The organism is Pseudomonas sp. B21-041 (assembly GCF_024748675.1).
Taxonomy (GTDB): Bacteria; Pseudomonadota; Gammaproteobacteria; order Pseudomonadales; family Pseudomonadaceae; genus Aquipseudomonas; species Aquipseudomonas neuropathica.
In genome coordinates this window covers 6,174,266-6,193,977 of sequence record NZ_CP087175.1, presented here as the reverse complement: position 1 = coordinate 6,193,977, position 19,712 = coordinate 6,174,266, and the positions used below count along the sequence as shown (strand labels likewise).

Below are 19,712 nucleotides of genomic sequence, written 5' to 3'. Positions count from 1 at the left end.
ATCCCGCTATCGGAGCTTTCTGCATGTCTCGTCGTCTTCCTCCCTTGTATGCCCTGCGCGCATTTGAAGCGGCGGCGCGACATAGTTCGTTCACCCGGGCTGCCGAGGAACTGTCGATCACCCAGAGTGCGGTAAGTCGGCATATTCGGACCCTCGAAGAACACTTCGCCTGTCGGCTGTTTCATCGCAGCGGTCGCAATCTGCAGCTGACCGAAGCGGCGCGGTTGCTGCTGCCCGGGATCCGCGAAGGCTTCAGTGCGCTGGAGCGGGCCTGCAATACCTTGCGTGCCGAGGACGACATTTTGCGCATGAAAGCGCCCTCGACCCTGACTATGCGCTGGTTGCTCGCGCGCCTGAGTCGCTTCCGCCATTTGCAGCCTGGCAACGAAGTGCAACTGACCAGTGCGTGGATGGACGTCGATTCGGTGGATTTCAACGATGAGCCTTTCGACTGCGCTGTTTTGTTGAGTGACGGGCATTTTCCGCCGGATTGGGAGGCGAGTTTATTGTTTCCCGAAGAGCTGATTCCGGTGGGGGCGCCAAACCTGCTGAATGATCAGCCGTGGGATCTGGCTCGACTGGCTTGCACCGAATTACTTCACCCGACGCCGGACCGTCGCGATTGGCGCAGTTGGCTGGAACACATGGGGCTGTCCGATCAGGTGTCACTCAAGGGTGGGCAAGTGTTCGATACCCTCGAATTGGGCATGATCGCGGCGGCGCGCGGGTACGGTGTGTCGATGGGCGACCTGTTAATGGTCGCCGAAGATGTGGCGCAGGGAAGGCTGAGCCTGCCGTGGCCAACCGCGGTCGCCAGCGGTTTGAATTACTACCTTGTGTGGCCAAAGACCCGCCCGGGAGGTGAACGTTTGCGCCGTCTCAGCGACTTTCTGCAAAGCGAAGTCCGCGCCATGGAGTTGCCGGCGGTCGCGCGCTTGAGCTGAAACGTTAGAGCCGCCACAATGCCGGCCTTGTGCCATAACCTTGTTTTCCGCTCAAGTATTTGGATCCACCGCCGAATACGTGCTTGTGGAACCGTCGTGCCGGTATCCACGATTCACCCCCACAACCAGAAAAATTTCCGAGTCGAGATCAAGGAGGATCCCGTGGCTCGGCCAGGAGCTGTCCATGTCTCAACCTCGCGCTCGGATCGCCTCGCAGCTGGGCCTCGCGCTCGCTGTAATACTGGCGATAGTTATCAGTGGCAGTACGGTGTTCGCCTTGCGTTCGCTGGACTCCGCCAACCTCGCCACTCGTGAAGAGCATCTGGCCAGTGAGGCGCGGCTGCTGGCCGACCAACTGAGCACCTTCCACGGCACGCTGCGTGAAAGCACCCAGCGCCTGAGCGGGCTGTTCGAGAAGCGTTTCAGCGCAGGTCTGAGCATTCACCCGAGTGAGCCGGTGAATGTTGCCGGCACCCAGACCCCGGGTCTGCATCTGGGCAGCGAAGTGCTGAACAACAACTTCAAGGAAGTCGACGAGTTCAAGCAGATGACCGCCGGCGTCGCCACCCTGTTCGTGCGCAGCGGCGAAGACTTCATCCGCGTCAGCACTTCGCTGACCAAACAGGATGGCACCCGTGCCATCGGCACCTTGCTCGATCACGCGCACCCGGCCTACGCGAAGTTGATGGCGGGGCAGGGTTACGTCGGTCGCGCCTTGCTGTTCGATCGCTCCTACATGACCCAATACACCCCGGTGCGTGATGGCAGCGGCAAGGTGATTGCGGTGCTGTTCGTCGGCTTCGATTACACCGACGCGCAGAACATCCAGTTCGATAACCTCAAGCGCTTCCGCATTGGCCAGAGCGGTTCGCTGGCGTTGCTCGACGAGCAAAACAAATGGCTGGTCGCGCCAGCGGGGGTGCAGGCGCTGGATCAAGCCGTTCCGGTGATCAAAGGTTTGGCTGCAAAGCCGGGCAAGGGTGAGTTCTGGAGCGACACCTCGGAAGATTTCTACAGCATTGCCGTGCCGTTCGATGGCGGACCATGGTCGGTCGTGGCGAGCATGCCGAAAGCTGAGATCCGCGCGGTGACCTGGAGCGTGGGTACGCAACTGGCCATTGGCAGTCTGTTGGCGATGCTGCTGGCGGTCGGATCTGTGGTCTGGCTGCTGCGCAGCAAACTGGCGCCTCTGGGGGATCTGGTGCGTCAGGCCGAGGCCTTGGGCGCCGGTGATCTGAGCGTGCGCCTGAACGTATCGAGCAACGACGAAATCGGTCAGCTGTCTCGCGCGTTCAACCAGATGAGCCAGGCGCTGTCGACCATGGTCGAGCACATCCGCCGCTCTTCGGAAGAGGTCAACAGCCGTGCCCAGGCCCTGTCCGGTTTGTCCGGCGGTGCCTATGAAGGCATGGAGCAACAATCTGGCGAAATCACCAGCATGGCCGGCGCGGTGGAAGAGTTCAGCGCAACGTCGCTGAACATTGCCGACAACATGGGCGCAACCCAGCGTCTGGCGCAGGAAAACGCCCAGCAAACGCAGATTGGCCGCAGCTCGATGGAAGAAGCGTCGTCCTCGCTGGAGCAAATCGCTGGCGCCCTGAACAGCACCGCCACCGTGATCAACACCCTCGGTCAGCGCTCGCAGGAAATTGGCGGCATCGTGGGTGTGATCACCTCGATCGCCGAGCAGACCAACCTTCTGGCACTTAACGCAGCAATCGAAGCTGCCCGTGCTGGTGAGCAGGGTCGTGGCTTTGCTGTGGTGGCCGATGAGGTGCGCAGCCTGGCCTCGCGCACCCGTCAGGCGACGGATGAAATTTCCAGCATGATCCACAGCATCCAGCAGGAAACCGGTAACGCGATCAGCACCATGGAGCAGGGCAATGTGCTGATGCAGGAAGGTTTGTCGCGCAACGCCAACGTCGCGTCGGCGCTGGCGCGAATCGATGAACAGAGCCGTTCGGCGGGGCAGCAGTTTGCCGCGATTACCACGGCCACTCAGGAGCAGAGCAGCACCGCGACTCTGTTGAGCAGCAATTTGCAGAGCATCGCACTGGCCAACAGTGAGCAGCGTGAGGTTGTGTCGAACCTGGCTGTTACCGCCAAGGAGCTTGAGAAGCTGGCGGCGGATCTGCGTTCCGAGGTTGATCGCTTTCGTTGATACAGCCTTGATATAGCTTTCGCGAGCAGGCTCGCTCCCACAGTGTCCGGTGCGAATCACAGATTTTGTGAAGACCCGGATCCCCTGTAGGAGTGAGCCTGCTTGCGAATGCAACACTGCAGATCTTCGGCTGAACCTGCAATCTGTCGATCTAATACACTTGCTGAAACGTTTCCGCAGCGCTATAAAAATGACACAACTCCAATAAAGGCTGCTGCCATGACCCCGCTCAAACTCGCCGTCGCCCTCGGCGCATTCTCTGCTGCTTCCCACGCCATGGCCTGGGATTACGTCCTCCTCGATACCAACAAGCCCGCACAAAACTGGACCATCACCAGTGAGCAACTTGGCGTGAAAACCGCCAAACCCTTCTCCGTGAGCCTGCGTACCTTGCACGGTGGGCGGCAGGAAGGCGTCAGCATCGTTGATATCGATAACGGCACAATGAAACTCTCGGTGGTGCCCACCCGAGGCATGAACGTCTTGCAGGCTTCTGTCGGCAACGTGCGGATGGGTTGGGATTCGCCGGTCAAGGACGTGGTCAACCCGGCCTTTATCGAGCTCAACGGGCGTGGTGGGCTGGGTTGGCTGGAGGGCTTCAATGAACTGGTCGCCCGCTGCGGTTACGAATGGGTCGGCCATCCCGGCATCGACAATGGCGAACTGCTGACCTTGCATGGCCGCGCCGCCAACATTCCGGCCAGCACCGTCACGCTGCACATCGATGAAAAGCCGCCCTACGCCATCAGTCTGCGTGGCGAGCTGCAAGAGCAAGCCTTCAAGAAAGTCGACTTCTCGGTCGTTACTGAACTGGTCACCGAGCCTGGCAGCGTGCGCTTTGCACTCAACGATACGCTGACCAACAACGGCGACTATCCGAAGGAATACCAGGCGCTGTATCACAGCAACTTCAGTACGCCGTTCCTCGAGCAAGGCGCACGATTTGCTGCGCCGGTAAAACAGGTGTCGCCGTTCAACGACAAGGCCAAGGGTGATCTGGCCGACTGGCAGACCTATCGCGCGCCGACCAAGGACTATGACGAAACCGTCTACAACGTCGTGCCCTATGCTGACGCCAAAGGCGAAACCCTCACTGTTTTGCACAACAAGGCTGGCAGCCTCGGTGTTTCTGTTGGCTTCAATACCCAGCAGTTGCCGGTGTTCTCCCTGTGGAAAAATACCGACACTCAAGGCCAGGGCTATGTCACCGGGCTGGAGCCGGGCACCAGTTTTTCCTACAACCGTCGCTATCAGCGTCCGCTGAATCTGGTGCCGACCATTGCACCCAAGGAACACAAACAGTTCCAGATCAGCTACAGCCTGCTCGCGGACAAAGGTGCTGTGGATAACGCCTTGAAGCGCGTGACTGAGATTCAGGCCGGGCGCGAAACCGAAGTGCGGCAGACGCCGCTGGTTGATCTGACCGAGCATTAAGGTGTCGCCGGCCGGTATTGCAGTGCCTCGGCCAAGTGTTCACGTTTGATTGCATCGACTTGCTCGAGGTCTGCCAGAGTGCGGGCGACCTTGAGCAGGCGATGGGCCGAGCGCAGCGAAAGCGTCAGCCGTTCACAGGCTGATTCCAGCCATTTCTCATCGGCTGTGGATAACTTGCAGTGCCGCTTCAATCCCGGCAGATCGAGAAACGCATTGGCACAGCCCTGACGCTTCTGCTGTCGTTCGCGAGCCTCGGCTACCAACGCCGCAGCGCTGGCGCTGTCCTCTCCCGGCTTCACCTGCGGGTTCAATGCCGTCGCTTCCCGCGCCACTGTCAGGTGCAAGTCGATCCGGTCCAGCAACGGCCCCGACAGTTTGTTGCGATAGCGCTGCACCATGTCCGGCGTGCAGGAACACTTGCCACTCGGCTCGCCAAGATATCCACAGGGACACGGGTTCATCGCCGCCACCAACTGAAATCGCGCCGGGAAACGCACGCGATCCTTGGCCCGGGCAATCACGATATGCCCGGACTCCAGCGGCTCGCGCAGCACCTCCAGCACCTTGCGATCAAACTCCGGCAGCTCATCGAGAAACAGCACGCCGTGGTGGGCGAGGGTGATCTCACCGGGTTGCGGTTTTGAGCTGCCACCGACCAGTGCCGGCCCGGAGGCCGAGTGGTGCGGTTGACGGAAGGGACGCTGCGGCCAATGGGTTAGCGGTGCACCACTGGCGACTGACTGAATCGCTGCGACCTCCAGCGCTTCACTCTCGGCCAGCGGCGGCAACAGTCCCGGCAGGCGACTCGCCAGCAATGTCTTACCCGTCCCAGGCGGCCCGCTGAACAGCAAGTTATGGGCCCCCGCAGCAGCAATCAGCAACGCTCGTTTCGCCGCCACTTGCCCCTGCACTTCATTCAAGTCGGGATAAGGTTTGCTGGCGTGCATCAGTCCGTCGGAGACATAGGGCTCAACCGGCGTATGCCCATTGAAATGCGCCACCGCCTCCAGCAAATGATCCACCGCAAACACCTTCAATCCCGAAGCCAGACACGCCTCCTCGGCATTCGCTCGCGGCACCACCAGTGCACGACCCGCCTTGCGCGCCGCCAACGCTGCCGGCAACACCCCACGCACCGCTCGTACGGCGCCGGACAACGCCAACTCGCCCAGACATTCCACATCATCCAGCGTCAGACACGGCACCTGCACACTCGCCGATAGAATTCCCAAGGCAATCGCCAGGTCAAACCGCCCGCCATCCTTGGGCAGATCCGCCGGCGCCAGATTCAAGGTGATCCGCCGCGCCGGAAACTGCAGCCCGGAATTGATGATCGCGCTGCGCACCCGATCCTTGCTCTCCTTCACCGCCGCCTCGGGCAGCCCGACCATGGTCAGCGACGGCAGACCGTTGGCCAGATGGACTTCGACGGTGACAGCGGGGGCTTCCACGCCAATCTGGGCGCGACTGTGGACGATGGAGAGGGACATGGTCGTTCCTTGAGCTGAATCGGGGAGCCGCTTCCTGCGGGTCTTTGAAGGGTAGTCTTGGGAGAGGGCGTTGGTGGGATGGTTTTGAGATCGAATTTTCACTGGATGTTGCAGGAGACAGTAACGTCCAAGCGTAAAAAACCGCCCATCGGGCGGTCATTTGTTCGGTAGGCAGGTTCCACCATCGGCCATCCAACCATCGGACTCCATTTCTTTGCCAGCGGTCGCAGCCGCGTTCAAAAAGTGCCGCTGACGGGCTAACTTTGTCCGGCAAACTAAGTACTTATGCACCCGTTTTTGAAGCGGGTGCCGGTTGTGCTATTAATTTTTTCTGCTTCATAGACACCTCGCGTGCCGGTGCTTGTTAAAATCTTGGAAGAGTGGGTTCTCCCCGAACATCGCCGGCGGTCACTTGGGCGATAGTGGAACTGATAAGGCTAAGTCGACCGCCGCCAAGGGAGACTGCGATGCGAGGGAAGTCATCTTCCAAGGCGGGATCCAGTTCTTTGAGCCATCCCGGGAATGCCGCGGTGCGAATGAGTCGTATAGTTTTTCCCTTCACCTCGATCTCGCCTGACATAAGCTCCTGAACCATCCGCAAGTTTGAGCCGCCTCCTGTCAGGATCACTGCCAAGTCATCGTGACTGGCTGCGCCCACCCAGCTGTCATCAATCTCTTCCAACATTTCTGTTACGCACTTGCGCAACTCTGATTTGAAGCTTTTTACCGGCTCCAGCTCATCAAGCTCATGCACTTTGATGTCCACGGCCTGTCCGTCAAGCAAGACGACGGTCAAGGACTCACTGTTGAATAACGACTCTTTGTATTCGCGAATCGAGAGGGCAAGGTTGCTGCGGATGGAAACATTACGAGGATTATCGTGCTTGATGCCTGCCTTAAGCATGATCAGTTCGGTCAATGCGCGATCCAGATAGTTGCCCGCCAAAGGAATGCCCCTAGCTGCGCCTTTAGCCTCTACGGCCTGCCGAATACCTGCCTCGGCATCAGCATGCAATCGATACAGGCTAACGTCACTTGTTCCTGCGCCAATATCAACAATGAGTGTGAGCCGGCGAATGTTGCTCTCACTACTCAACAATGCATTAGCGACTCCTAAAGGTTCGGTCAGAGCTTGGGTGACGAAATCATATTGCCTCGAAGTCTCGCGTAGTTGTCTCACGGCCTGGGTAAAGTCTTTGACTGGTAGGCCCGTGTGCACACTAAGAGCAAATGTATCTGCGAGGACCTGCGCTTCACCTAATAGTCTTCGAAGCTCGCGCTCGACCTCTCGGCTCTGAGTTTTTTCGAAGCATGGCATAGCAAATCGTCGTTCTATATTGCGTAATACGCCATGTTTTGATGCGACCTGATTCACGGTCCAGGTCATGAACATCAAATATGCCAAAAGGACATCGCCGCCTGTGAGTGGTAGAGGCGTGGGGTTAAAAATGGGAGTAAGCGTTGTTTGAATCGCGCTTTCAGACAGGTACCGCTTCACATTGTCGATGCGTCTTCTTTCGCCGTTTCTACCCTCAACGGCGGAGTGCTCTACGGCTTTGTTGCCGAACCAGAGGAGGCCTTCGTTATCGATGTACAACGAGGAGATGAGCATGGTGTCGCTCACTTCATGCTGATCACCCGGTATGCCCAGCTCAAGAACATGAATCTCTTCTATATCGTCGTCATCAAGATCGTTCATGACCAGCGTGGCTTTTGACATCGCCGTACCGAAATCTAGGCATAGCCGCTCCTTGGACGAAGGCTTTGGCAAATCAAAAATGCTCAAGTCAAGCTCAATCGGGAAGTCCTCTTGCTCAACCATTTGCTCAGCAGGGTCGACTGGGTTCGGCGCCGGGGATACAGGAAGGACTGGCAGGGAGGTCGGATGGACTTGAGCAGGGTTATTACCCTCGAGGAGTGCCAGCGCAAAGTGCAGTGCGGCAAGCTCCCCATCGGTGATGACGCCGGTTAGCTCAAATTGCTCGGCGTCTTTGGGCTTGATACGGCGCAGCAAATTCTTGAGAAGGATCTTCGCTTCGGTACGGTCCATCGTTTCTCTTCCTTATATCAGCTCAAAGGTTCAACTCGCGGTTTGACGAGTGTTTTTATGTTTCCACCGAAATCTTTAAGTACGCCATCGCGAGTTACCTTCACCTCGCGCACGCCGTGAGTTGTATCGCTTAGCAGCTCATGCTGAAGCGGGTTGAACTCGACGACCATTCCCTTCAAATCAGTAGTGCTAAGTTTGCGCATCCTTGCTAATAGGCCCACTTTCCGGGCGATTTCCGAATATCCAGCGGCTGCTTTTATGCCGTTGGTTGACATAACAGAATCGGAAATATCGATCATGGGAACGATCGAGTGCTGAAGGAAAAGCATGAAAGGTTTGGCGCTTTCCACCTCAATCAGAAGTTCTCCGATCATTTGGTCTTCGTTATTGCCAACTTTATGGGTCGTCTGACGGCTGTTGCTTACTGATCCGCCCGCAAGCCACCATTGACGAATGTCGGGGTCGAGTTCTAAAGCTTTACCGAAATGACGCTCCATGTCGTTTAACATTTGAGCCTTCGATTGATACATGAGTTGAATCAATTCGAGCAGCGTTTTGTCAGTCTTTCCTTGTCTGGCGAGCACAAGTGCTGATTCACGTAGGCACATGGTGAGCGCTTGGCGGTTTTTTGAGAACGGTAGGAAATGAATCCAACGCGCCCGGCCGAGGACCACTTTTGCGCGGCTCAGCATTTGATAGGTTTCAGTAAGCATGGCGTGCGAAAACCGTAGCTCAATGAAGCGCAGAAGAATGTCTATACCGTCATCCACGATATTGAACAGTAGCGTTTCATCAACGTCTCTGATGTCACCGGCAAGAAGGGCTGCAACCCACTTAGCCAGAGCTTCGCCTGGCCTTTCCCCCAAATCTTGACTGCGACCACGCATGACTTCCGCCCAGCCAGAGCTTATTCGCCTAGCTTTGCGAAGTCTCGATTCGGCGTTGGAGATGCCTGAAAGGTTTTCGAGCGCTGAACAGTGAGTGACCAGTGCTTCAGCTGCGGTGGGGCAACTGTTCAGCGCAAACTCAATCAGGGACTTGCGGGCTTTCTCCGCAGTATCGACGTTCACTGATTCTTCAAATGCATAGGGCGCCCAAATGGCGCTGCTCATCTGAGAGAGGCTCTGTGCTGCGTAAAACTTGCCATCACCGTCTAATGTGGAGGCTTCCAAGGGCGGCAAGCTTCCTGCAGGAACCAGCATCGGCAACGTTTTAGCAATTTCATTTTCACGGCCTCGCGCTACGGCAGAAAGTCTCCCAAGCAACGCCAACACCAGCAGCCCGGCATTTTCTGATTCTGCCTCGGTGTTAGCGAGCTCCGTTACCTTCTTGAGAATCGTATTAAGGCGTTCCTCTTTGATCAGCGCTTGAATCTGTTGCTGGGCCATACTCGCGGTGAGTCTACCGTCGAGTTCGACAAGTGTTTTGGCCGCCCAGATATCTTTAATGGCTGCTACCGGCGTCTTTTTTGAAAGGTTTTTCTCACGGTCCATCGAAACCTCTAATCGGAGCTTCAATCAGGGTCTAGCAACATTTCAACGCGCCTCCTGACCCATTCTGAAAGACACCCGACGATGTGATCAGCAGGTGCTCATTGAATGCTTACCCAGGTATTTGGGATTCGTTAACTTGTTACGAAACTATGAAAAGCCATTTTTCCAACGATGATCGGATAGCCTTTTTTGAGAATACTCGTCAAGAAGGCCTTGCGCCACTATGGGTCGTGATCCAATCCTTACTATCAAATTCGTACGTAGCGAGCAGGTCGATGCTGCTTAGGCGAGATATACATGGCTCTATGACCCGGACAGATAACGGACCCGCAACGTCAACAGAGCATAGTTCGGCGTTTCTAATGATTTGCAGATAATGAAGAAAAATATTGGATTGCTGGTGTGGAAGATGGAAAGGGACATGGTCGTTCCTTGAGCTGAATCGGGGGCCGCTTCCTGCGGGTTTTTGAAGGGTAGTCTGGGGAGAGGGCGTTGGTCGGACAGTTTTAAGGGCGAACTTTCACTGGATGTTGCTGAAGGCACTAATCCTCAGGCATAAAAAAACCGCCTGTTAGGCGGTCATTTTTGCGGTACTCAGGTTCCACCACCGGCAAGCCAACCATCGGGCTCCATTTCCTTGCCATAGGTCGCGGCCACTTTCAGAAAATGCCGCTGACTGGCTGAAACTCTGTCCGGCAGACCGAGTGCCTCGGTACCCGGTTTGGAAACCCGTGCCGGTTGGGTTTGCTGCTTCTTCTGCTTCATAAACACCTCACGTGCCGGGATGCTTGATTCGATCTTATTGGTCGTCCAATGGAAAGACAAGGCGACCGGTTGTATCAAAATAAAATCCCAGCGTTTGATAGTAAGGGATGGCGCCTGAGTCTGGCTCTTGTACTTCGATTTGCGTGCACCCCAGCTTCCGGGCGTAGAACTCTGTTGTCAGCAATGCCATCGGAGCGATCCAGCCCCGCAAGGTATTCGTCTTGCAGGTGTGTCCCTGCAAAAGGACGATTTTCATGCAGATCGTGCTTCTTCGCGGCGTTGCGTAGCACAGTCCGCACAGTTCTTCTTCGTACCAGAACGCCAAGTCCAGCCCTTTTGCATCTTTGGTCTTCCAGTCCAAAACAGCGTCCCAGGGATACCCAACGGGGCCGGTCCACTGGTGGAATGCGTTGATTGCTACTGGAGTAATCGGATCGATCCTGAGTGATAGAGCATCAACTCCAGCCGCCAGGGCTTCTGGGTCCATGGACATTGTTTGATGTGCCAGTTTTCGGGATTCAGATTTGAGTGTCTGATTTCGAAGTTCGGTACCTTTGCCTTTTCTTCGCATCGTCTTGTTCTGTGGGATCAATCTGCAGACGATATCGAAGGCATTGATGCTTACGTAATCAGACGTAGGGGACGGTCCTCGTAGGACTGTGCTTGCGTTAGTGAAGGACGTTGGAGATGGCCAGTTCAGGGTGTGAGAGGGCGGAGAGGCAATACTTTATACTGGCATGGATGAGGGTTTTGCGCTGCTCTCGATCGTAAATGAGCTTTGACTCCTGAGCGGTACTGAAGGATCCTCACGCTCGAGGACTGCAACTGCGCATTCGTCGGGACTGGGCACCAGCAAAGCTCCCCCGCATTTTTGGCAGCAGAGAAAGCTGGTTTCTCTGAAGTAGTGACGACGGGCTAGCCTGTCGGATTCTGAACCCAAGGCCGTGAAGTCGGGAGCTAAAGAATCGCTGCGACTACTCCTCCGAACACAAAAAAGGCGTCCTATGGACGCCTTTTTTATTTTTCACTCAGGACCTTCTACCGGCCAGCGCGCCGCTTGGCTCAAGCGCTGGCCCACATGTAACAGCAACTTCAATAAATCGCCGTTGGTTGGCTGACATATCCCCAGCCAAACGGAGTGCTTCGAGGTGCAAATCAACAATCTGAAATAGCTTTTCCTTCCTCTTCTTATCCTTCACAGATACCTCCATCATGATGGGCGTATTTCGTTTGCCAATGTAATGACATGCGTAAGGGCTGCGTAACTGGGCGCAGACGCTGATGTTTGTAGGGCCATGCCCTAATAGTTGTAGGACGCCGGCGAAAGGGGGGGGGTGAAGATCTTGTATCCGGGAGTCGGATGCTCCAGTTTGGCCACTCAACGCAGCCTCTGGAGGCGAAAAATGAACCGCAATGGTATGCGCCCGATTCATCCGGGCGAGGTTCTGAATAAGGAATTCATGGAGCCGTTGGGCATGACCGTCATGGATCTGGCCATGCCCACCAACTGCCCGAAAGTGAGATCGAAAAGCTTGTGAAATGCCAGCTAAGGATCTGCGCCGATCTGGCAATCAGCCTTGCCATTCAGCTCAACACTACGCCTGAGTTCTGGATGAATCTTCAGTCGACTTACGATTTGCGCAGGGCCCAGCTCCGGCATGCGGGCTTATAGCGATTGCAGCATCCGCGAAGCTCTTTTCCACCATGGCCCCGTCATTGGGCGCTTGGTCTGTTCCCGTTCCACCATCATCAGCGGCACATCTTGTAACCGTATCCACGGCTGGTTATTCCAGTGCAACAAACTCAAAGACATGTCCGGCCAACTGAGCAAGCTGAGGTGTGGGCGTTCGCTTGTGCTGGGGTGTTGGGCGTCGCGCAGGGTGGGGATGACCTGGTGGGTGAGCCATTCGCGCAGGGCTCGGTATTCGGGGCAGTAGTGGTAGACGAGGAGGGCGTAGATGCCTGATTCGCTGATCAGCAGGGTGTTTTCGATCTGGTTGTGGATCAGGGTTTTGCGGGTTTGGTATTGGTCGGGGTCGAGTTTTCGCAGCATGCGTTCGTTGAGGTAGATGTGCAGCAGGCGGCTCAGGTCTCGGGCGCAGAACCAGGGTTGGTTCTGGATTAGGAGGGCGTTGAGGGGGAGTTTGTGGCGGGTGAAGATGCTAGGTGTCAGGTGGTTTTCGTCCATGGTTCAGTTCTCGAATTCAAGTGAAGAAAACTGCTTCTGTTCGTCGCCAAACGAAAAGGGTGGCAGCTATGCGCGGGTTGGCGAACCGGTGAATTCGAAACCGGCAGACCCTGAGGTCTCCCACGCAAAGCCGCCATAACTCGTTGAGAGAAAAAACCTCTGTGTGAGTTTAGTTGCATTGCGTCAAATTCGATCCAGGTCGCCAAACCCGGTGCTGAACATTCAGCATCGGGTGAGCTTAGAAACCTGGGCTTTTCGGCGCAATCGGACGGCGGTGGTGCAGGTTGTAGGACGTTGCCGGGATGGTTGAAGGGCTGGAGATCAAAAGATCGCAGCCTTCGGCAGCTCCTACAGGGGGCGCGGATTATTCAGCAGACGGCGTCAGCTTCGCTTCCATCTCGGCAACTTTGGCTTCGAGGCTTTCAAGTCGAGCGCGAGTACGCGCCAACACAACCATCTGACTATCAAATTCTTCACGGCTCACCAGGTCGAGTTTGCTGAACGCACTCTGCAGCAGCATCTTGAACTGGCTTTCGATTTCGGCTTTTGGCAGCGGGGTGTCGCCGTTGAACAGGCGGGAAGCGGTGCCGCTCAGGGCGTCGAGGAAGTCTTTGGGCGCGAGCATGGTGGATGTCCTGGAAACAATAGCCGGCAGTGTATCACGCAGTGTCTATAGTCAATCTCGTGGTCAGGGATGCACGCTTTTCGCGCAGGCGGACGGACGGCGACGCACCGTTGTTGTGCGTATCCGCTGTGCCTTCTGCACGGGATGGCTTGCGGCAGCGGCCAAGGGATTGAAATCAGGGGATTTTGGCGAGATGGCAAGGTTTCTGCTTAGTCACCTTCGACCCATGCACTGATGCAGTCGCTGTGACGAATGCAGTGCGGCAGACGGAGCGGGGAGTTTCGTCAGCAGCGGTTAGCTGGCGTCAGTCGGGCAGGTAAGGCCGACGATGCGTTACAAAGCCAGGCACTGCGCTTAGACTTGAGTCGGGTTTGTTTTCCTGGGGCAAGTCCACCAATTCGGGAGAGAGTTTCATGAAGCTAGTCACTGCCATCATCAAGCCGTTCAAGTTGGACGACGTGCGCGAGTCGCTGTCCGAAATCGGCGTGCAGGGCATTACCGTTACTGAAGTCAAAGGCTTCGGCCGGCAGAAGGGTCACACCGAGCTGTATCGCGGCGCGGAATATGTGGTCGATTTTCTGCCCAAGGTGAAAATCGACGTGGCCATCGACGACAAGGATCTGGATCGGGTTATCGAGGCGATAACCAAAGCGGCCAACACCGGCAAGATCGGTGACGGCAAGATCTTCGTGGTCAATCTGGAACAGGCGATCCGCATCCGTACCGGCGAAACCGATACCGACGCGATCTAAGCGCCGCCACAAACCCCAACGCCCCAGGAGAAAACAATATGACTCTGCGTAAATTCGCAGGGCTAGGAGCCCTGTTGTCCATCGTAATGCCAAGCCTTGCAATGGCGGCAGACGAAGTGGCGGCCCCGGTCCTCAATTCCGGCGACACTGCCTGGATGCTCACCTCGACAGCCCTCGTGCTGTTCATGACCATCCCCGGCCTGGCGCTGTTCTACGGCGGCATGGTTCGCTCGAAAAACATTCTTTCCGTGATGATGCAGTGCTTCGCCATTACCGGTCTGATCAGCATCCTGTGGGTCATTTATGGCTACAGCATTGCGTTCGACACCACCGGCATGGAGCAGGGCGTCGTCAACTTCAACTCGTTCTTCGGCGGCATGGGCAAGGCGTTCCTCGCCGGTGTCACGCCTTCGAGCCTGACCGGCCCAGCGGCTTTGTTCCCTGAGGCGGTGTTCATCACCTTCCAGATGACCTTCGCGATCATCACCCCGGCGCTGATCGTCGGTGCGTTCGCTGAGCGGATGAAGTTCTCCGCGATGCTGATCTTCATGGCTATCTGGTTCACCCTGGTTTATGCACCGATCGCGCACATGGTCTGGTCCGGCAACGGCGGCCTGATGTGGGACTGGGGCGTGCTCGACTTCGCCGGCGGCACCGTGGTGCACATCAACGCCGGTGTGGCTGGTCTGATTGCCTGCCTGGTATTGGGCAAGCGCAAAGGCTTCCCGACCACCCCGATGGCGCCGCACAACCTCGGTTACACCCTGATGGGCGCGGCGATGCTGTGGGTCGGCTGGTTCGGCTTCAACGCCGGCTCCGCTGCAGCGGCCAACGGCACTGCCGGCATGGCGATGCTGGTCACTCAGATTGCTACCGCTGCTGCGGCACTGGGCTGGATGTTTGCCGAGTGGGTCACCCACGGCAAGCCAAGCGCACTGGGTATCGCATCGGGTGTGGTTGCCGGTCTGGTAGCGATTACTCCGGCTGCTGGCACCGTGGGCCCGATGGGCGCACTGGTGATTGGTCTGGCCGCAGGCGTGGTGTGCTTCTTCTGCGCCACAACCCTGAAACGCAAACTCGGTTATGACGATTCCCTGGACGCGTTCGGCGTGCACGGTATCGGCGGTATCCTCGGCGCGATCCTCACCGGTGTGTTCGCTGCGCCGGCGCTGGGTGGCTTCGGCACCGTTACCGATATCGGTGCGCAAGTCTGGATTCAGGTCAAAGGCGTGGGCTTCACGGTGATCTACACCGCGATCGTCACCTTCATCATCCTCAAGGTCCTGGACGCCGTCATGGGTCTGCGTGTGACCGAGGAAGAAGAGTCGGTGGGCCTCGATCTGGCACAACACAACGAACGCGGCTACAACCTGTAAGTACGCGCACTAAAAAACTTGCCCGGTTCGCCGGGCATTTTTTTGTCTGGAATTTGTCGCAGAGAGAATAGCTGAAAGGATTTTTCGTACGGCTTTGGTCGTGTTTACGACGAGCGTTTTTCTGCGGCCAATGGCTTACATCATTGCAGGAATATTAGGGCCTTTGTTTTTTCCCAGAGCGCGCTAGAATGCGCCCCGAACGTGCGGAGAACTGTATGTGGCAACAGACTCTGATAACCCTGCGGGCGCGGCCCCGGGGCTTTCATCTGGTAACGGACGAGTTACTCGCCGGGCTGCCTGAACTCAGGCAGTGTCGGGTCGGTCTGTTGCATTTGTGGCTGCAGCATACCTCGGCGTCGTTGACCATCAACGAGAACGCCGATCCGGCGGTACGTCGCGACTTCGAACGATTTTTCAATCGTCTGATCCCACAAGGAACAGACGGCTATGAGCATAACGACGAAGGCCTGGACGACCTCCCGGCGCACTTCAAGGCCAGCGTGCTTGGTTGCCAGATCAGTCTGCCGGTTTCGGCAGGTCGTCTGGCACTGGGGACCTGGCAAGGCGTTTATCTGGGCGAGCACCGTGATCATGGCGGTGCCCGAAAAGTCCTCGCCACCTTGCACGGTGACGGGGCATAAACCGTTGGTCACCAATGGTTACCGATTTTTTAACGGCGACTTTCGACAGTTGCCAAAGCTGGTCTATAACTAATCTGCTTTTCGCAAGTCATGAGGTAGAACATGAGCGACGATGATCTGGAAAACGACGACCTCGAAGTAGGCGACGAAGACGAGGCCGAGGAAGGTCTGGAAGCAGTAGCGGACGACGCTGCTGAAGACGATGGCGGCGATACGCCGGCCCCGGCTGCCAAAGGCAAAGCCAAGGCTGCGGTGTCGGTAGATGAGTTGCCGAGCATTGAAGCCAAGAACAAGGAACGCGACGCCCTGGCCAAGGCCATGGAAGAGTTCCTGTCGCGTGGCGGCAAGGTTCAGGAAGTGGAGGCCAACGTGGTCGCCGATCCTCCGAAAAAGCCGGACAACAAGTACGGCAGCCGCCCTATCTGAGGCGTGCCGCTGGCTTGCTGAAAAGGCCCGCCGTCGCTGCGGGCTTTTTCATGCCTGGAATAAAGCTATCGAAACGAATGCAATTCCCTGTGGGAGCGAGCCTGCTCGCGAAAGCGGTGGGTCAGTCAACATCAGTATTGAATGACAGAATGCCTTCGCGAGCAGGCTCGCTCCCACAGGGGGTAGTAGATCAGTTTGAGGTGGCATTCCAGCGCGCGAGTACGGCTGGCAGATCCGTGAGGCTACGGATTTCAGCATCCGGCAGGCGATCCGCTTCCCAGACTTTCCCCGCCGGGTTGAACCAGATCGCCCGCAACCCGGCCTGCTGCGCGCCGGCAATGTCATCGCCCGGATGATCACCAATATGCACGGCAGTTTCGGCTGTAGCACCACCACGCTGCAACGCCTCATGAAACAACCGGGCATCCGGTTTGGCGATGCCGATGTCTTCCGCGCACAACGCAAACTTGAAGTAGTCCGCCAAACCCAGCCGACGCACATCGGCATTGCCATTGGTGACTACGCCAAGCGAGTAATGATTGGCGAGAATCTCCAGTACTGGTTCGACTTCAGGGAACACTTCGATCTGATGCCGAGCATGCAGAAACACTTCAAAACTCTTGTCCGCCAGCGTCGACGCCTCGTCATGGGCGTACCCGGCTTCTTCCAGTGCATGGAACAACACCCGCCGGCGCAGCGCGCTGATGCGATGTTTTAGCCCCGGCTCATTGGCCAGCACCCGCTCACGAATCCCCCACAAATGCTCCACCGGCACCGCACCCAGATTCGGCGCATGTTCGCTCAGCCATTCGCGCAATATCGCTTCGGCGCTGACGATCACCGGAGCGGTGTCCCACAAGGTGTCGTCAAGGTCGAAGGTGATCAACTGGATGCTCATGAATCATCGCCTTTCATGCGTTTGGCCCGGGGGTGGGCGCTGTCGTAGACCGCCGCCAGGTGCTGGAAGTCCAGGTGGGTGTAGATCTGCGTGGTCTTGATGTCCGAGTGGCCGAGCAATTCCTGCACCGCGCGCAGATCCTGCGAGGATTCGAGCAGGTGGCTGGCGAAGGAGTGGCGCAGCATGTGCGGGTGCAAGTTCTGCCCCAGTTCGCGTTCGCCGGCGAGTTTCACTCGCACCTGAATCGCCCGTGGACCGAGGCGTCGGCCTTGCTGGCTGACGAATACGGCGTCGTCTGCGGGGTTGGTCATGGCCCGCAGAGGCAGCCATTGTTCGAGGGCTTCGCGGGCCTTTTTGCCCACCGGCAGCAGCCGGGTTTTACTGCCCTTGCCGAGGACTTGAACCATGCCATCGGCGAGGTCGAGTTGATCGAGATTGAGTCCGGTCAGTTCGGAAAGGCGCAGGCCGGAAGAATAGAACAACTCAAGAATCGCCTGATCGCGCCGCGCGAGAAAATCATCCTCGACCGCCCCTTCAAGCAGTTGCAGTGCGCGATCAGTATCGAGGGTTTTCGGCAGTCGGCGCTCGCCTTTTGGCGGTGCCAGACCCGTCGCCGGGTCGTGGTCGCAAAGACCTTCGCGATTCAGATAGTGATAGAGCCCGCGTACTGCCGAGAGCAGCCGCGCGAGGCTGCGCGAGGATTGCCCCTGCGCATGCAGACGGGCGATCAGGCTGCGCAGGCGCTGAATGTCCAGCGCCGCCCAGCTGCCGATATTCTGTTTGACGCACCAGCCAAGGACTTTATCGAGGTCGCGGCGATAGGCCGAGAGCGTGTGCGGCGACACCTGTCGCTCACTGCGCAGGTGTTCGAAGTAAGCGTCCAGTTGCCGTTCCATGCTCAGCGTACCGAGCGCAGGGAGCTATTGACCCGTGGCAGCACACGGCCCATGACTTCGGCGATGTAGCTGAGGAACAGCGTGCCGACCGAACTCTTGTAGTGCTGCGGGTCACGGCTGGCGATCGCCAGAATGCCGTGGATGCCTTGATGGCTGACCGCGACGACGGCAGTGGAACCGATCTGCTTGCGTTGTTCTTCGCCGAAGAGGAAGTCCAGTTCATGCTCACGCAGGCTGCCGCTGACGCTTTTGCCTTCGGTAAGCAAGCCGCCGATGGCGACTTGGGCGTCAGCGTGAGTGACCCAGCGACCGACCGGCGCCGGGTTGTCACCGAGCAGGATCAGGCTGACAAAGGGCACCTGAAAATCCTGGCGCAGGCTGTCTTCGACGCTGATCACCACGTCTTCGAGGCTGGCGGCGTCCATCAGGGACAGTATGAGACGGCGGGTCTTGTCGAACAGGCGATCGTTGTCGCGGGCGACGTCCATCAACTGCGAGAGGCGATGGCGCATCTCGATGTTGCGGTCGCGCAGAATGGTCATCTGCCGCTCGACCAGCGAAACGGTATCGCCACGCTGGTGGGGAATACGCAGGGCGGGCAGCAGTTCTTCGTGCTCGACGAAGAAGTCCGGATGAGCCTCGAGGTATGCGGCAACCGCTGCCGCCTCCAGGCTCTCGGACGCTGATTCGTCGGACTGTCGGGCGGGTACCTGAGGCTTATCGGTCATGATTTCTGCTCACTCAAAGACGTACTTGTCCTTCGTATACACGCACTGCCGGACCGGTCATCAGCACCGGTTGGCCAGGGCCTGCCCATTCAATGGACAGACGCCCGCCGGGCAGGTCGATCAATAGCGGCGAATCCATCCACCCCTGGCTGATCGCAGCGACAGCCGCTGCACAGGCGCCGGTACCGCAGGCTTGGGTTTCCCCGGCACCGCGTTCCCACACGCGCAACTGCGCACGGTTACGGTCGATGACCTGGAGAAAACCGACATTCACTCGCGCGGGGAAGCGCGGATGGTGTTCGATTTTCGGCCCCAGCTCATGCACCGGTGCACTGTTGATGTCCTGCACGCGCAACACGGCGTGCGGGTTGCCCATCGACACTGCGGCCAGTTCGACCGTGGTGCCGTCGACTTCCAGCTGATAGCTGGTCGCTTGCGCTGGCGCTTCGAACGGAATGTCCGCTGGCACCAGACGCGGGGCGCCCATGTTCACGCCGATCTGGCCGTCGTTACGCACGTCCAGTTCGATGATGCCGCCCTTGGTCTCGACGCGAATCTGCCGTTTGGCGGTCAGACGCTTGTCGAGCACGAAGCGTGCAAAGCAGCGCGCACCGTTGCCGCACTGCTCGACTTCCGAGCCATCGGAATTGAAGATCCGGTAACGGAAATCCACGTCCGGATTGCTCGGTGCCTCAACGATCAGCAACTGGTCGAAACCGATGCCGGTGTGGCGGTCGCCCCACTGCTTGGCGTGCTTTGGCTGAATATGCGCGTGCTGGCTGACCAGGTCGAGAACCATGAAGTCATTGCCCAAGCCGTGCATTTTAGTAAAACGCAGCAGCATG

Annotated in this window: 19 protein-coding genes; 8 read left to right on the top strand and 11 right to left on the bottom strand. The window is 57.6% G+C overall.

Going from position 1 to position 19,712, the window contains the following annotated elements:
• Positions 1 to 23: 23 nt before the first annotated feature.
• From LOY43_RS27710 to LOY43_RS27700, 3 genes are all read left to right on the top strand, one after another.
• The gene (locus LOY43_RS27710; RefSeq protein ID WP_095049341.1) at positions 24 to 944 is read left to right on the top strand and encodes a LysR substrate-binding domain-containing protein; all 921 of its coding nucleotides are present in this window, start codon (positions 24 to 26) and stop codon (positions 942 to 944) included.
• Between the two features lie 184 nt (positions 945 to 1,128).
• Positions 1,129 to 3,105 (top strand): methyl-accepting chemotaxis protein, encoded by a 1,977-nt coding sequence (locus tag LOY43_RS27705; protein ID WP_007920409.1) that lies wholly within the window; start codon positions 1,129 to 1,131, stop codon positions 3,103 to 3,105.
• Positions 3,106 to 3,324: 219 nt separating this feature from the next.
• Complete coding sequence (locus LOY43_RS27700; RefSeq protein ID WP_258708980.1) at positions 3,325 to 4,539, top strand: aldose 1-epimerase family protein; 1,215 nt, start codon at positions 3,325 to 3,327, stop codon at positions 4,537 to 4,539.
• Here LOY43_RS27700 and LOY43_RS27695 read toward each other — a convergent pair.
• The 5 genes from LOY43_RS27695 to LOY43_RS27675 all read right to left on the bottom strand — a co-directional run bounded on the left by LOY43_RS27695 (position 4,536) and on the right by LOY43_RS27675 (position 10,824).
• Complete coding sequence (locus LOY43_RS27695) at positions 4,536 to 6,029, bottom strand: YifB family Mg chelatase-like AAA ATPase (RefSeq protein WP_258708979.1); 1,494 nt, start codon at positions 6,027 to 6,029, stop codon at positions 4,536 to 4,538. The genes LOY43_RS27700 and LOY43_RS27695 overlap by 4 nt on opposite strands.
• Before the next feature lie 364 nt (positions 6,030 to 6,393).
• Positions 6,394 to 8,079, bottom strand: coding sequence for a rod shape-determining protein (locus tag LOY43_RS27690; protein WP_258708978.1), 1,686 nt, complete (start codon positions 8,077 to 8,079; stop codon positions 6,394 to 6,396).
• A gap of 17 nt (positions 8,080 to 8,096) precedes the next feature.
• Entirely contained in the window at positions 8,097 to 9,572 is a 1,476-nt protein-coding gene (locus tag LOY43_RS27685; RefSeq protein WP_258708977.1) for a hypothetical protein, read from the bottom strand.
• A 594-nt stretch (positions 9,573 to 10,166) separates the two neighbouring features.
• Complete coding sequence (locus tag LOY43_RS27680; protein WP_172828102.1) at positions 10,167 to 10,337, bottom strand: hypothetical protein; 171 nt, start codon at positions 10,335 to 10,337, stop codon at positions 10,167 to 10,169.
• Positions 10,338 to 10,371: 34 nt separating this feature from the next.
• The gene (locus LOY43_RS27675; protein ID WP_224794712.1) at positions 10,372 to 10,824 is read right to left on the bottom strand and encodes an N-acetyltransferase; all 453 of its coding nucleotides are present in this window, start codon (positions 10,822 to 10,824) and stop codon (positions 10,372 to 10,374) included.
• A 916-nt stretch (positions 10,825 to 11,740) separates the two neighbouring features.
• Here LOY43_RS27675 and LOY43_RS28750 point away from each other — a divergent pair.
• On the top strand, positions 11,741 to 11,875 hold the full coding sequence (locus LOY43_RS28750) for a hypothetical protein (protein ID WP_309475304.1): 135 nt from the start codon (positions 11,741 to 11,743) through the stop codon (positions 11,873 to 11,875).
• 128 nt (positions 11,876 to 12,003) lie between these two features.
• Here LOY43_RS28750 and LOY43_RS27665 read toward each other — a convergent pair whose 3' ends face one another.
• Positions 12,004 to 12,525: a Bro-N domain-containing protein gene (locus LOY43_RS27665; protein ID WP_258708976.1), complete on the bottom strand. Its 522-nt coding sequence runs from the start codon at positions 12,523 to 12,525 to the stop codon at positions 12,004 to 12,006.
• 364 nt (positions 12,526 to 12,889) lie between these two features.
• On the bottom strand, positions 12,890 to 13,150 hold the full coding sequence (locus LOY43_RS27660; protein WP_095049348.1) for an accessory factor UbiK family protein: 261 nt from the start codon (positions 13,148 to 13,150) through the stop codon (positions 12,890 to 12,892).
• A 413-nt stretch (positions 13,151 to 13,563) separates the two neighbouring features.
• On the opposite strand from LOY43_RS27660, the gene glnK reads away from it, so the two are divergent.
• The 4 genes from glnK (at position 13,564) to sutA (ending at position 16,345) form a co-directional block, all read left to right on the top strand.
• Positions 13,564 to 13,902 carry a P-II family nitrogen regulator gene (glnK, locus tag LOY43_RS27655; RefSeq protein ID WP_002555808.1) on the top strand — a complete coding sequence of 113 codons (339 nt, stop codon included), beginning with the start codon at positions 13,564 to 13,566 and terminating at the stop codon, positions 13,900 to 13,902.
• 38 nt (positions 13,903 to 13,940) lie between these two features.
• On the top strand, positions 13,941 to 15,278 hold the full coding sequence (locus tag LOY43_RS27650; protein WP_038359173.1) for an ammonium transporter: 1,338 nt from the start codon (positions 13,941 to 13,943) through the stop codon (positions 15,276 to 15,278).
• A gap of 215 nt (positions 15,279 to 15,493) precedes the next feature.
• The gene (locus LOY43_RS27645; protein ID WP_258708975.1) at positions 15,494 to 15,919 is read left to right on the top strand and encodes a secondary thiamine-phosphate synthase enzyme YjbQ; all 426 of its coding nucleotides are present in this window, start codon (positions 15,494 to 15,496) and stop codon (positions 15,917 to 15,919) included.
• Between the two features lie 102 nt (positions 15,920 to 16,021).
• Positions 16,022 to 16,345 carry a transcriptional regulator SutA gene (gene sutA / locus LOY43_RS27640; protein WP_258708974.1) on the top strand — a complete coding sequence of 108 codons (324 nt, stop codon included), beginning with the start codon at positions 16,022 to 16,024 and terminating at the stop codon, positions 16,343 to 16,345.
• Between the two features lie 190 nt (positions 16,346 to 16,535).
• Here sutA and LOY43_RS27635 read toward each other — a convergent pair whose 3' ends face one another.
• From LOY43_RS27635 to dapF, 4 genes are read right to left on the bottom strand one after another with little or no spacing between them, the layout of a single operon-like run.
• Positions 16,536 to 17,243 carry an HAD family hydrolase gene (locus tag LOY43_RS27635; protein ID WP_220557160.1) on the bottom strand — a complete coding sequence of 236 codons (708 nt, stop codon included), beginning with the start codon at positions 17,241 to 17,243 and terminating at the stop codon, positions 16,536 to 16,538.
• Positions 17,240 to 18,139: a tyrosine recombinase XerC gene (gene xerC / locus LOY43_RS27630; protein ID WP_258708973.1), complete on the bottom strand. Its 900-nt coding sequence runs from the start codon at positions 18,137 to 18,139 to the stop codon at positions 17,240 to 17,242. The genes LOY43_RS27635 and xerC overlap by 4 nt, the downstream gene beginning before the upstream one ends.
• Positions 18,140 to 18,141: 2 nt before the next feature.
• Positions 18,142 to 18,867: a DUF484 family protein gene (locus LOY43_RS27625; RefSeq protein ID WP_064116398.1), complete on the bottom strand. Its 726-nt coding sequence runs from the start codon at positions 18,865 to 18,867 to the stop codon at positions 18,142 to 18,144.
• 13 nt (positions 18,868 to 18,880) lie between these two features.
• A complete protein-coding gene (gene dapF, locus LOY43_RS27620) occupies positions 18,881 to 19,711 on the bottom strand; it encodes a diaminopimelate epimerase (protein ID WP_007911094.1) in 831 nt (276 codons plus the stop codon).
• Position 19,712: the final 1 nt, after the last annotated feature.